This is a genomic window from Aquabacterium sp. (assembly GCF_036273115.1).
Classification (GTDB): domain Bacteria; phylum Pseudomonadota; class Gammaproteobacteria; order Burkholderiales; family Burkholderiaceae_C; genus Aquabacterium.
Genome location: NZ_DASUIN010000002.1, coordinates 88457 through 100827, shown reverse-complemented (window position 1 = coordinate 100827; position 12371 = coordinate 88457). Strand labels below are relative to the sequence as shown.

The 12371-nt window shown below is 61.3% G+C and carries 10 protein-coding genes; 3 read left to right on the top strand and 7 right to left on the bottom strand.

The window, feature by feature from the left end; translation table 11 throughout:
• Positions 1–5: 5 nt before the first annotated feature.
• The 4 genes from VFW72_RS01230 to VFW72_RS01215 all read right to left on the bottom strand — a co-directional run bounded on the left by VFW72_RS01230 (position 6) and on the right by VFW72_RS01215 (position 3793).
• The gene (locus tag VFW72_RS01230) at positions 6–482 is read right to left on the bottom strand and encodes a chemotaxis protein CheW (RefSeq protein ID WP_414638760.1); all 477 of its coding nucleotides are present in this window, start codon (positions 480–482) and stop codon (positions 6–8) included.
• A gap of 30 nt (positions 483–512) precedes the next feature.
• The gene (locus VFW72_RS01225) at positions 513–2774 is read right to left on the bottom strand and encodes a chemotaxis protein CheA (RefSeq protein ID WP_329672438.1); all 2262 of its coding nucleotides are present in this window, start codon (positions 2772–2774) and stop codon (positions 513–515) included.
• A gap of 54 nt (positions 2775–2828) precedes the next feature.
• Positions 2829–3191, bottom strand: a complete 363-nt coding sequence (locus tag VFW72_RS01220) for a response regulator (protein ID WP_329672437.1) — start codon at positions 3189–3191, stop codon at positions 2829–2831.
• Positions 3192–3286: 95 nt separating this feature from the next.
• Positions 3287–3793: a hypothetical protein gene (locus VFW72_RS01215; protein WP_329672436.1), complete on the bottom strand. Its 507-nt coding sequence runs from the start codon at positions 3791–3793 to the stop codon at positions 3287–3289.
• 273 nt (positions 3794–4066) lie between these two features.
• Between VFW72_RS01215 and VFW72_RS01210 the strand changes: the two genes are divergently transcribed.
• Complete coding sequence (locus VFW72_RS01210) at positions 4067–5206, top strand: hybrid sensor histidine kinase/response regulator (RefSeq protein WP_414638765.1); 1140 nt, start codon at positions 4067–4069, stop codon at positions 5204–5206.
• Positions 5203–5832, top strand: a complete 630-nt coding sequence (locus VFW72_RS01205) for a response regulator transcription factor (RefSeq protein WP_329672434.1) — start codon at positions 5203–5205, stop codon at positions 5830–5832. Before VFW72_RS01210 ends, VFW72_RS01205 begins: the two co-directional genes overlap by 4 nt.
• 30 nt (positions 5833–5862) lie before the next feature.
• Here the strand turns inward: VFW72_RS01205 and VFW72_RS01200 are convergent, their stop codons facing one another.
• Entirely contained in the window at positions 5863–8295 is a 2433-nt protein-coding gene (locus VFW72_RS01200; protein ID WP_414638764.1) for a UvrD-helicase domain-containing protein, read from the bottom strand.
• Positions 8296–8459: 164 nt separating this feature from the next.
• Here VFW72_RS01200 and VFW72_RS01195 point away from each other — a divergent pair, with 164 nt between their 5' ends.
• Positions 8460–9656: a DUF898 family protein gene (locus tag VFW72_RS01195; RefSeq protein ID WP_329672432.1), complete on the top strand. Its 1197-nt coding sequence runs from the start codon at positions 8460–8462 to the stop codon at positions 9654–9656.
• A gap of 12 nt (positions 9657–9668) precedes the next feature.
• Here the strand turns inward: VFW72_RS01195 and VFW72_RS01190 are convergent, their stop codons facing one another.
• Positions 9669–10922, bottom strand: coding sequence for a nitronate monooxygenase family protein (locus VFW72_RS01190; RefSeq protein ID WP_329672431.1), 1254 nt, complete (start codon positions 10920–10922; stop codon positions 9669–9671).
• A gap of 67 nt (positions 10923–10989) precedes the next feature.
• Positions 10990–12354 (bottom strand): MBL fold metallo-hydrolase, encoded by a 1365-nt coding sequence (locus VFW72_RS01185; protein ID WP_329672430.1) that lies wholly within the window; start codon positions 12352–12354, stop codon positions 10990–10992.
• Positions 12355–12371 lie beyond the last annotated feature (17 nt).

Here is a 12371-nt window from a genome sequence, read left to right as displayed (position 1 = left end):
AGGTGTCAATCGATCAAGCACATTTCAGGGCTGAGCAGCAGGCTTTCGATGTCCAGCAGGATCACCATGCGCTCACCCACTTGCGCCAGCCCACGGATGTAGGTAGCGTCAATCGCCGAGTTCAGTTCCGGAGCAGGCCGAACGGCCTCAGCCGGAATTTCCATCACATCACTCACCGAGTCAACCACCGCGCCAATGGTGCGGGTACCAATGTGCAGCACGATGCTGACGGTGAAGGCGTTGTACTCGGACGAATCACAACCGAAGCGCAAGCGCAGATCCACGATCGGCACGATGGTGCCGCGCAGATTGATCACCCCCTTGAGGAAGTGAGGGGCGTTGGCGATGCGCGTGGGGTTCTCGTAGCCACGAATTTCCTGCACCTTCAGGATGTCGATGCCGTACTCTTCGTCGCCCAGGCGGAAGGTGAGGTACTCACGTGCCAGCGTGGTTTGCACGTCCAGCGTTTCCATCATGCCCATTGCTTTGCTCTCCTAGTTTTCCTGGCCGGCTCAGTGGCGCGAACGACGCACCAGGCTGCCGACGTCCAGAATCAGCGCGACGCGGCCATCACCCATGATGGTGGCACCCGATACGTCGCTGACCTTGCGGTAGTTGCTTTCCAGGTTCTTGACCACAACCTGTTGTTGGCCCAGCAGTTCGTCGACAAGCATGGCCACTCGGCCCACTTCAGACTCGACCACCACCATGATTCCGGAGTTGTGCTCCCAGTCGAATCGCGGCACCTGGAAGACCTTCTCCAGCTCGATGACCGGCATGTATTCGTCGCGCACCTCGACCACCCGGCCAGAGCCACCGACGGTCTTGATCATGTCGGGGCTGACCTGGAAGGACTCGACCACCGACGACAGCGGCAGGATGTAGACCTCTTCGCCCACGCCCACACTCATGCCGTCCATGATGGCCAGGGTCAGCGGCAATCGAACTGCCACACGCATGCCGTAGCCTTCGGCCGAATCGATTTCGACCGTGCCACCCAGCGAGGTGATGTTCTTCTTGACCACGTCCATGCCCACGCCACGACCCGACACGTCTGTGATGGTCTCGGCGGTGGAGAAGCCGGGGGCAAAGATCAGGTTCCAGCATTCGGAATCGGTCATCGAGTCGGGCGCATCAATGCCACGCTCGCGAGCCTTCTTGATCAGCTTTTCACGCGACAGGCCACGGCCGTCGTCGCGCACTTCGATCACGATCGAGCCACCTTGGTGCGAAGCAGCCAGGGTGATGGTGCCGGTTTCGGGCTTGCCCTTGGCAATGCGATCGGCAGGCATTTCGACGCCGTGGTCGCAAGAGTTGCGCACCAGGTGGGTCAGTGGGTCGGTGATCTTTTCAACCAGACCCTTGTCCAGCTCGGTGGCTTCACCTTGCGTGACCAGTTCGACCTTCTTGCCCAGCTTGTTGGCCAAGTCGCGCAACATGCGGGGGAAGCGGCTGAACACGGTCGACATTGGAATCATCCGGATCGACATCACCGCTTCTTGCAGATCGCGGGTGTTGCGGTCCAGATCGGTCAAGCCGGTGACCAGTTGCTGGTAGACCACGGGGTCCAGCCCACGGCTGTTTTGCGCCAGCATGGCCTGGGTGATCACCAGTTCGCCCACCAGGTTGATGAGCTGGTCGACCTTTTCCACCGACACACGGATGGTGGAAGCTTCCAGCGTCGCTGCCTGAGGCTTTTCCGCCCGTGCGGCAGCAGGCTTTGCAGCCGCTGGTTTAGCAGCGACAGGCGCTGGGGTCGCAGCAACGGCCTCTGCCGCCTTGGCTGCAGGCGCACCAGGTGCATCATCAAAGAAGCCGTAGCCAGATGCCTTTTCAGCAGGGGCAGCAGCCGCCGGGGCAGGTGCCTGAGGCGCAGCTTGAGCTGCTGCTTCGGGTGCGCCAGGGGCATCATCAAAGAAGCCAAAGCCGGCATCTGCCGCAGGCGCAGCCGCCGCCACGGGGGTAGCCGGTTGCGCGGCAGCCGCGGGGGCTTCCAGAGAGAAGAAAGCGACTTGTTCACGCGCCACATGGAAGGTGAACAGATCCAGCAGTTCGGACTCGGCTGTCGCGGTGGTGACCTTGAAGCGGCGCACGCCAGCGAGGGAAGGATGATCCGGCAAGGCCTCGATGGTGCCCAGATCGGTGATTTCCTTGAACAACTCGGCCAGGTTGTCTGCCACAGCGGGGTCATTCAGTGGCCCCACCCGCAGTTCAACCACCCGTTGACCCGAAGTCGGTGCCACGGTCGTTGACAGTGCCCCTGCATCGCTTGCACCCGCTGCTGCGGGGGCAGCAACGGGCTGCGCGGCAGGTTCGGGTGCAGCCATCACAGGCTGAGCGGCGGCCACAGCACCCTCGCCTGCGACAAAAGCACGAATGTTGAACAAGAGTTCGGTGGTGTCGACTTCGTCACCACCCGCGCCAGCATGACGCGCTAACATGGCTTTGAGCGAATCGCCCGAAGACAACAGCACATCGACCATCGGTGCGGTGGGCTGCAACTCGTGTCGACGCAGCTTGTCCAGCAGCGTCTCCATCTGGTGGGTCAGTTCGGCCACATCGCTGAAGCCGAACGTCGCTGCCCCACCCTTGATCGAGTGAGCACAACGGAAGATCGCATTGAGCTCTTCGTCGTCAGCCGCCTCGATATCCAGCTTCATCAGAAGCTGTTCCATGTTCTCCAGATTCTCACCAGCTTCTTCAAAGAAGACCTGGTAGAACTGACTGAGGTCAATGCCTGCGGATTGGCTGTTGTCTGTGCTTGTCTCTGCCATGACTGGCTCCCGAATCTTGTCGTGAGGGAGGTGTCGGAAAGTTCCGAACTGAAATCAGCGGATCACTTTCTGAATCACTTCGATCAGCTTGTTGGGGTCGAAGGGCTTGACCAACCAACCCGTGGCGCCAGCAGCGCGGCCGGCCTGCTTCATCTGGTCACTGGACTCGGTGGTCAGAATCAGGATCGGTGTGGACTTGAACTGAGGGTTCTCGCGCAGCTTCTTGGTCAGGCTGATACCGTCCATGCGGGGCATGTTCTGGTCGGTCAGAACCAGGTCAAAACTGCGGCCACCGGCCTTTTCCCAGGCGTCTTGGCCATCAACGGCTTCGACGACGTTGTAGCCAGCACTCTTGAGAGTGAAGGCCACCATTTGACGCATGGATGCAGAATCGTCGACGGCAAGGATCGAATGCATGTCGCTCTCCGGGCTTAAAAACAGGGCTAGTTAGCAGGCAATGAAAAAAGTACCAATCGCAGGCGAACGGTATTTCGGCTGATGGAACATAAGCTTTAGAACAACTCCACCGAGCCGGCGTCCACCTCGTCCTGGGTCACAGGGTTGGGCTTCATCGGACCGTCTTCGACCACGGCCGCACCGTCCGGATCGTCGTCCCCGAGGGCATCTCGGGCGATCTGGTCGGCGCAGTTACGCAACCGTTTGTTCGTGTGAGCTATCAACTGGGTCGCCATGTCCTGGAATTGCAGGGCAGTGACGGCCTGGTACAGAGTCTTGAGGGTTTCCTGCAGATGGGGCGACAACTCGTGCCCGCCATCAATCGCGTCCCCCAGTTGGGCGGCAGCGCCATGAAATCCGCCCATGAGCACCTCACAGGCATGATCGAGCAGACGCTGCAAGCGCTCGAGATCGTTGGTCGCTGTCATCAGGTGATCTTGCAGCTCTGCAGCCAGAAGCAGCGGCATTTCGCTTCCGGGGAATTTGGAGTACGGGTCTCCATTCATCTCCGGAACCGGAACATCGCCGGGCGGCGGTGCGACGGGATCGTCGTTGGTCAGCATCGTGGCTCCACTCAACCTAGTTTCACAGGCCCCGGACAGCAGGGGCGCGTTGGCAAACAAATTCGCCATTTACACAGTTCAGTTGTGTCATTCGGCATTTCCTTCAAACTGTGTAGGCGGTTGATAGAATTTTTCTCGTTTCCCGTGCCAGAGTGAGCACAATCACACAGGTAAACGTGGTGTAAATCGTTCGATTGAAAGTGGCATGTGACCGATCCAGCCCTGCAAAGTGACTCCGTTGACTGCGGCAAAGCGACCGAAACAGCCGTTCGGCTGCGAGTCCTGCATATCGAAGACAGTGAAGAAGATCACGCATTGGTGTCCATCCATTTGCGGCGGGGCGGCATTGACGCCGACATCTACCGTATCGACACTGAGGATGCTTTGATTGAGGCATTAGATGAGGATTGGGACCTCATCTTGTCGGACTACAACATTCCCGGCTTTGGCGGCCTGCAGGCCCTGGAGAAGGTGCGCGGCTCAGGCAAGCTGGTGCCGTTCATCCTGGTTTCGGGCGAAATCGGGGAAGACATCGCGGTGCAGGCCATGCGCAATGGCGCCAACGACTACCTGCTCAAAAGCAATCTGGCCCGTCTGGCACCTGCGGCCATGCTGGCCATGGAAGCCAACCGCACCCGCATTGAAAAGCGCAAGGCCGATCTGGCTTTGAGCCGCTCCCGCCAGCAATTGCGCGAACTGGCGCAGCACCTTCAGGCCAGCATCGAGCGCGAGCGCGCAGCCATTGCCCGCGAAGTGCACGACGACGTGGGGGGCTCGCTGACGGCCGTGAAGCTCGATCTGGCGTGGATTGCACGCCACACCGACAACACCAAGATTGCTGAACGCGTGCAGCAGGCGCTGGAAACCGTTCAGCACGCCCACGAGGCCAGCCAGCGCATCATGCACAACCTGCGTCCTGCCATTCTGGAGCAGGGGCTGGTACCGGCACTGCACTGGATGACCGACCGCTTCGGCAAGCGCACTGGCATCGAGGCCACATTCCGCACCAGCCAGGAGTCGTATGACCTGCCTGCTGGCGTGCCCTTGGTGGCCTACCGTTTTGCCCAGGAAGCGCTCACCAATGTCTCCAAACACGCACAGGCCAGCAAGGTGTCGGTCGACATCACCCAGGCTGGCGGCGTGTTGTCCATCGAAGTCACCGACAATGGCAAAGGGCTGAGTCCAGAAGACTTGGCCAAGGCCCGCTCGTTCGGCATTCGCGGCCTGCATGAGCGCGCCGAAACGGCTGGCGGCTGGGTGGACATCAGCAGCAACCCTGACGGCACCACCCTGATCCTGTCGGTACCCTTGTCGGGCCCGGAAAATGGTTTCATTGACCCGCTCATGCCCTTGACGGGCGAGCCCGCAGCCGAGACAGACCCAGACGACCCCACCAAATGGGGCACCCTATGATCAAAGTCATTCTTTGCGACGACCACGCCCTGATTCGCCGGGGCATTCGAGACACACTGGCCGATGCGGCCGATATCGAAGTCATTGGCGAGGCAGGCGACTACGGCGAGCTGCGCTCCCTGCTGCGCGACCGCACACCCGACGTGCTGGTGCTCGACATCAACCTGCCCGGCCGCAGCGGTCTGGACGTGCTGCACGTACTGAAGGAAGAAGGTGCCACGTTCAAGGTGCTGGTGGTCTCGATGTACCCAGAAGACCAGTACGCCATGCGAGCCCTGAAAGCTGGCGCGTCGGGCTACCTGAACAAGGGCAGCGATGCCGCCCAAATCGTGGCCGCCGTTCGCACGGTGTCGCAAGGCAAAAAGTACGTGACTCCGGAGACGGCGCAGATGCTGGTCGACAACCTGACGGCCCCGGCCCAGGAAGACGCCCACCAGAAACTGTCAGACCGCGAACTGCAGACCCTGGTGATGATCGCGTCAGGCAAACGCCTCTCGGACATTGCCGAGCAATTGCTGCTCAGCCCCAAGACCGTGAGCGTGTACCGTGCCCGGGTGCTGGAAAAACTGGGCCTGACGAACAACTCGGAATTGACCGTTTACGCCATTCGCAACGGTCTGGTTTGACCCAGGTGCCGCCAAGAGGGCACCCGCGCGTCATTCGATGGGCGTGAGCTTGGCCACGCTCAGCATGAGCCACTTGGTGCCATGGCGCCCGAAGTTCACTTGCACGCGGGCGTCAGGCCCATTGCCCTCCAGGGTCAGCACCACGCCCTCGCCAAACTTGTTGTGAAACACGCTTTGGCCCACGCGCAGGCCACCTTCGGTCTTGGCTTGGGCCATGGCCTTCGGAATTGGCGCGGTCAGGTCCTTGAAGGACTCTTCCTTACGACCGCCGCCGTAGTACTGCCCTGAACCACGTTGGCCATGGCCGCCACTGGCGCCACCGTAGCCCGAACCACCTTGGGAACGATAAGGCTGAGCCCCAGCGCCCACCATCGATCCCATGCCCTTGCCGCTGGCCCAACTGTCCTGGTAAGCCTTGGCAAAACCCGAGCCAAAACCCTGGTTCTGAGGTGTCAGCCATTTCAAGCACGACTCGGGCAGCTCTTCCAGGAAACGGCTCTTGATGTTGTAGCGGGTCTGGCCGTGCAACATGCGAGTCTGGCTGAAGGTCAAATGCAGGCGCTTGCGAGCACGGGTGATGGCCACATACATCAGGCGGCGCTCTTCTTCCAGGCCCTCGGTGTCGGTCAGGGAGTTTTCATGGGGGAACAGCCCCTCTTCCAGCCCCGTGATGAACACGTTATTGAATTCCAGCCCCTTGGCCGCGTGGATGGTCATCAACTGCACGGCGTCCTGGCCAGCCTGGGCCTGGTTGTCGCCGGCCTCGAGCGAAGCGTGGGTCAAAAAAGCCAGCAGAGGCGAGATGATTTCACCCGTCTCGGCATCGGGCAGCGTGTCGACCCGGGCCACCGCCGCAGGCAAGCCCTCCGCCAAGGACCCAGCCAACTCATCGACCGGCAAGGCCACAGCGTCTTTGCCAAAGCCTTCCTGAGTCACAAAGGCTTCGGCGGCGTTCACCAATTCAGCCAAGTTCTCCAGCCGCTCCTGGCCTTCTTTTTCAGTGCGATAGAAATCAGCCAGACCTGAGGCCTCCACCACGTGCTCGATGATCTCGCGCAAGGTCAGGCCGCGGGTGGCCTCGCGCATGGCATCAACCAAGGCGTTGAAGGCCTGCAAATTGCTGCCCGCCTTGCCAGGCACCGCCGTCACACTTTGCGACAGGCTGCGGCCGCTCGCTCGCGCGGCGTCCTGCAACTGTTCGATGGTGCGAGCTCCAATGCCGCGGGCCGGAAAGTTCACCACCCGCAGGAAGCTGGTGTCGTCGTTGGGGTTCTCGATCAGGCGCAAATAGGCCAGCGCGTGTTTCACTTCAGCGCGCTCGAAAAAGCGCAGGCCGCCATACACCTTGTAAGGCACCCCAGCATTGAACAAAGCCGATTCGATCACCCGCGACTGCGCATTGCTGCGGTACAGCACGGCCACTTCGCGCAACTCCTGCCCGTCGCGGCGGAACTGCTTGGTTTCGTCCACGATCCATTGGGCTTCGGCGTAATCGCTGCTGGCTTCATACACACGAATGGGCTCGCCCTGACCCGCGTCGGTGCGCAAGTTCTTGCCCAGTCGTTTGCTGTTCTGGGCGATCAAGGTGTTGGCCGCATCCAGGATGTTGCCAAAGCTGCGGTAGTTCTGCTCCAACTTGATGACTTTCTGAACACGAAACTCGCGTTCGAAATCAGCCATGTTGCCCACCTGGGCCCCCCGGAAGGCATAGATACTCTGGTCATCGTCGCCCACCGCAAACACGCTGTGCCCGGGCTGGTGGGGGTTGCCCACGAACATCTTCAACCAGGCGTATTGCAAGCGGTTGGTGTCCTGGAATTCGTCAACCAGAATGTGCTGGAAGCGGCGCTGATAGTGATCACGCACCTCAGGGTGGTCACGCAAGATTTCGTAGGTGCGCAGCATCAGCTCGGCAAAGTCGACCACGCCTTCGCGCTGGCACTGGTCTTCATAGGCCTGGTAGACCGCCAATTGCATGCGGCCCAGCTCGTCGCGCGGCTGCAGGTCTTGCGGGCGCTGGCCATTTTCCTTGGCGTTGGCAATGAACCAGGTGGTCTGCTTGGGCACGCACTTTTCTTCGTCGAACTTCAGCGCCTTGATGACGCGCTTGACGGCTGACAACTGGTCTTGCGTATCCAGAATCTGGAAGGCCTGCGGCAAACCTGCGACCTTGTAATGGGCGCGAAGGAAACGGTTGCACAAACCGTGGAAAGTGCCAATCCACATCGAGCGCGTGTTCACCGGCAGCATGGCCGACAAACGCGCCTGCATTTCCTTGGCAGCCTTGTTGGTGAAGGTGACCGCCATGATGCCGGCGGGCGAGGCCTGACCGGTCTGCAACAACCACGCGATCCGGGTGGTCAACACGCGGGTCTTGCCCGACCCTGCTCCCGCCAGAACCAATGACGGGCCATCAGGCGCCGTCACAGCAGCCAGCTGCTCGGGGTTGAGCCCCACCAGCATGGGGGAATTGCCGGCAGAGGACGATTGGGAGAACAATTCCGGAGTTGCAGAGTAAGCAGTCATTGAAAAATTGTAGGGCTCCTGGCGGCTCTCGCCCCGGGCCCGGCCTGCGGCACCCCTAAAAAGTCGCTCAATAAAAAAACCCAAGCAGGGAGCTTGTCATCATGTCCGCTCACAAAGCGGCGCACCCGGAACTGGGGGCACCTACCGTGCCCTCGGTGTCTCGGCTATTGCACCACCCCAGCCACGCCCACCCTTCTGGCGCCAGAGTCACGCGCCACAAGGTGGTGTTCACTACCAGCCTGCGCGAGTACTACCCAATCTGGTTGAGAGGGCTGCTGCTGTGTGTGTTCACCTGTGGGCTGTACTACCCCTGGGCCCGCGCCCACAGGTTGCGGTACCTGCTTGGTCACACGGTCATCGCCGGCGGCTCGCTGATCCTGCACCTGGGCACGCCCGCCATGGCGCGCCTGCGTCTGATGCAAACCCTCTTGGCCGGGCTGGCGTTGGGCTCGGTCGGGCTGCATGGCCTGTCGCGTCTGGTTGCGCTGGCGGTGCTGCTGGTTTTGCTTCCTGTCATCTTGTTCCTGAGTCAACAAACCCGGCTGGCGCACACGTCGTGGCAAGGGCATGCGCTGCGATTCACCGGAACACTGGGACAGGCTGCACGCCTGATCTGGGCACCTCTGGGAGGGCTCGCTACGGTGGCGGGCCTCAGCCTCTCAGCTGCCAGGCACTGGGGGGCAGGCCATCCGCGCATCGCGGGCATGATCGCCACCATTCCTGTCGCGGTGGCACTGTATGCCTTGCTGCCCTATGTATGGTGGCGTCTGCGGCGCTATCAACAAGGCCATCTGGCCTGGGGAGCACTGCACGCGCGCTTCAGAGTCAGCCCTTTGGCCGCGGGCACCCTGTTTGTCAAAACGGGCTTGGTTGCAGTAGCCAGCATGACGCTGGCCTCGGGCCTGTTTCTGGTTCTGCTGCTGTTGGCGATCAGCAGCCTACCCGCCGGCAGCCCCATGAGCACGCGCCAGGTCTATCAAGGACTCTGGCCAGCACTGGCTTTGTTTGTCGGCCTGTCAGGGCTGATTCCTCATGCTTATTTCGTCTCGCGCGCGCAGAATCTGGTCTGGACGGAAACGGGCAATGAGTGGCTTCGGTTCAAAAGCGCTCTGGGTGTGAAACCCCTTCTCGCCCTGTCGCTGAAGAACACGGTGTTGACGGCGCTCACCCTGGGGCTTTACTGGCCCGCAGCACAGCTGGCCTGGTGGCAACTCAGGCTGTCCACTGTGCAGGTTCACACACGGCTGGCGCCGCCGCAATGGCAGCCAGCAGCCGAGATCATGGCGAAGGCGGCCTGAGGCCGCCGTAGCTCAAGCAGCCAAGCCTTCAGGCTCACCACTGAGCAAACGATCCATCAAGTCACGAACGCTGCGAATCTGATCACCAAATGGCAAGGCGCCTACCCCACGGAAGAACAGACCTTTCTTCAGGTCACCTCGCATGGCGGCCGCCAACTGATTGTCGATACAGAACTGCCCCCAACCCGCCAGGCCATCACGCAAACCACACTGCGCCAGGCAATCAAATGCCTTGGTGCAACGGTTCTTCACGTGAGCCACAGCCTGCAGCTTTTGCTCGATCTTCAAGTACGCCTTCAGCCAAGGCGTCGCAACGGCACGGGCAGGCAAACCCGCCACGCTGGTGAACTCGACCATGTCTTCGTCACGAGCTGAGGCCAGTACGCGCTTGAATTCGGGGTGGGCATCGCCCTCTTCGGTCACGGCAAAGGGCGTACCCAGTTGCACGCCAGCTGCGCCGAGGCTCTGCACACGCTGAATGTCGGCATGACTGCGAATGCCACCCGCAGCAATCAGGGGAATCTCTTTTTCGATCCCGGCTGAACGCAGAAACGCCAGCGATTCGGGAATGACACGCTCAAAATCAAAACGCGGATCGTTGAGATCGGCGATCTTGGCGGCTCCCAAGTGTCCCCCGGCCAAACGGGGATGTTCGATCACGATGGCATCAGGCAAGCGCTTCTTGCGTTCCCACTTGCGCACGATGAGCTGCACGCCGCGTGCGTCCGACAGAATGGGCACCAGCAAAGCTCGGGGATGGTCTTGGGCCAGATCAGGCAGATCCAGAGGCAGCCCCGCCCCCACGACCACCGCGTCGATGCCGGCTTCCAACGAGCGCTTCACATAACCAGCGTAGTCGCTGACAGCGCGCATCACATTCATGGCCAGCAGACCACGCCCCCCCGACAGCTGACGTGCTGCTTGAATCTCACGAGCCACGGCTTCCAGGTTGGCCGCGTCGATGGCTGCGCGCGTGTCGGCATCCTGACCCACGCGAGACGCCAAACCCTGGGTGCGCGCCATCAAGTCTGGATGATGGCGGCGCAGGTCGACCGCAGACAAGGTCCCGACCCCGCCAGTAGCCGCCACAGCCCCCGCCAGTCGATGCGCCGACACCCCAATGCCCATGCCGCCTTGAACAATGGGCAGCAACTGACGCCCGCCCAGGTTCAATGGCTTCAGCCCGCTGCGCTGCAGTTTGCTGGCGAGTGCGGCATCAACGTGAGAGGCATCAACGTGAGAAGAATCAGGCGAGGAAGCAGACATGAACAGGATCCACGAAAACGAGAATCCCGACGGTAACGGCCTGACGTCTGCAGGGCTTTGCGTCAGATCAAGCGCTGCCCAGCTTGAAGGTTTCGCGGTAGTCAGGCACTCGTGCCTTCCACCCCCACCGTTCCTGAACACGCAACCGCAAGGTGTCAGCCGCTTGTGGCTCGCCATGCGTCACAAACACCTGAGACGGCGGCTGGCCCAAAGCACCCAGCCAGTCGAGCAAGCCCGTTTGGTCGGCGTGAGCCGACAGTCCATCGATCTGCACCACCTCGGCACGAATCGGCACGTACTCGCCAAACATCTTCAGAGAGGTCGCCCCAGCCGCGAGCGACGCGCCCCGAGTCCCCCCCGCCTGGAACCCGCTCAGCACAATCGAATGCCGGGCATGGGGCCCAAAGTGCGCGATATGGTGCAAGACACGCCCACCGGTCACCATGCCACTGCCGGCCACAACGACCATGGGATAGCGTTGTTGCATCAGGGCTTTCGAGTCTTCTACGTCGCGCACGAAACGGGTCATGCCGTGAATGCCACGGCACTCTTCGTCAGTCAGGCGGTGCTCGCTTCGATAGCGGTCGTAGATCCCTGACGCCGCCACAGCCATGGGGCTGTCAAGAACCACAGGCAGATCAGGAATGGCCCCTGCTTTCTTGAGCCGATACAGGGCATACAGCAAAGCCTGTGTCCGGCCCACGGCAAATGCTGGGATCACCACCGTACCGCCACGTGCTGCGGTTCGACGAATGACATCGCCCAAGCGCTCGATCGGGTCCAGATCGGGGTGAAGTCGGTCGCCATAGGTGGACTCGACGACCACCCAGTCGGCCTTCTGCCCGGTGACAGGCGGGTACATCACCAGATCGTCCGACCGCCCCAGATCGCCCGAGAACAACACCGACTTGCCGGCATGCTCAATGTGCACACTGGCCGCCCCCAAAATGTGTCCGGCCCCGGTGAAGCGCGCTCGAACCCCATGGCCCAGTTCGATCACCCCGTCCGCAGGAACGCGGTGCATCTGGCTCACACAAGCCTGCACGTCGTGCACGGTGTACAGGGGCTCGGCCGGATCATGACGCGTGGCGCGGTGTCGATTGCGGTAGCGCGCCTCTTCCTCCTGCAGGTGAGCCGTGTCCTGCAAGAGCACTTCGCATAGGTCAAGGGAAGCCGCCGTGGTCCAGACCTTGCCCTTGAAGCCCTGACGAGTCAGCAAAGGCAGTGCACCACTGTGATCAATGTGTGCATGGGTCAGCAGCACTGCATCCAGACTGGCGGGGTCGAACGGCAAAGGCGCCCAGTTGCGCTCGCGCAAAGCCTTGAAACCCTGAAACAGGCCGCAGTCGACCAACAGGCGCAAGCCCCCTACTTCGACCAGCGTTTTCGAACCGGTCACGGTTCCGGTGGCGCCGTAAAACGTCAGCTCCATGGTTCACCTCGTACTTC

Excerpts from the sequence above, each read along its gene's own strand:
- VFW72_RS01225 (WP_329672438.1), bottom strand. The coding sequence starts at position 2,774 with ATGGCAGAGACAAGCACAGACAACAGCCAATCCGCAGGCATTGACCTC.
- VFW72_RS01220 (WP_329672437.1), bottom strand. The coding sequence starts at position 3,191 with ATGCATTCGATCCTTGCCGTCGACGATTCTGCATCCATGCGTCAAATG.
- VFW72_RS01190 (WP_329672431.1), bottom strand. The coding sequence starts at position 10,922 with ATGTCTGCTTCCTCGCCTGATTCTTCTCACGTTGATGCCTCTCACGTT.
- VFW72_RS01205 (WP_329672434.1), top strand. The coding sequence starts at position 5,203 with ATGATCAAAGTCATTCTTTGCGACGACCACGCCCTGATTCGCCGGGGC.
- VFW72_RS01230 (WP_414638760.1), bottom strand. The coding sequence starts at position 482 with ATGGGCATGATGGAAACGCTGGACGTGCAAACCACGCTGGCACGTGAG.
- VFW72_RS01185 (WP_329672430.1), bottom strand. The coding sequence starts at position 12,354 with ATGGAGCTGACGTTTTACGGCGCCACCGGAACCGTGACCGGTTCGAAA.
- VFW72_RS01200 (WP_414638764.1), bottom strand. The coding sequence starts at position 8,295 with ATGCTGGTGGGGCTCAACCCCGAGCAGCTGGCTGCTGTGACGGCGCCT.
- VFW72_RS01195 (WP_329672432.1), top strand. The coding sequence starts at position 8,460 with ATGTCCGCTCACAAAGCGGCGCACCCGGAACTGGGGGCACCTACCGTG.
- VFW72_RS01215 (WP_329672436.1), bottom strand. The coding sequence starts at position 3,793 with ATGCTGACCAACGACGATCCCGTCGCACCGCCGCCCGGCGATGTTCCG.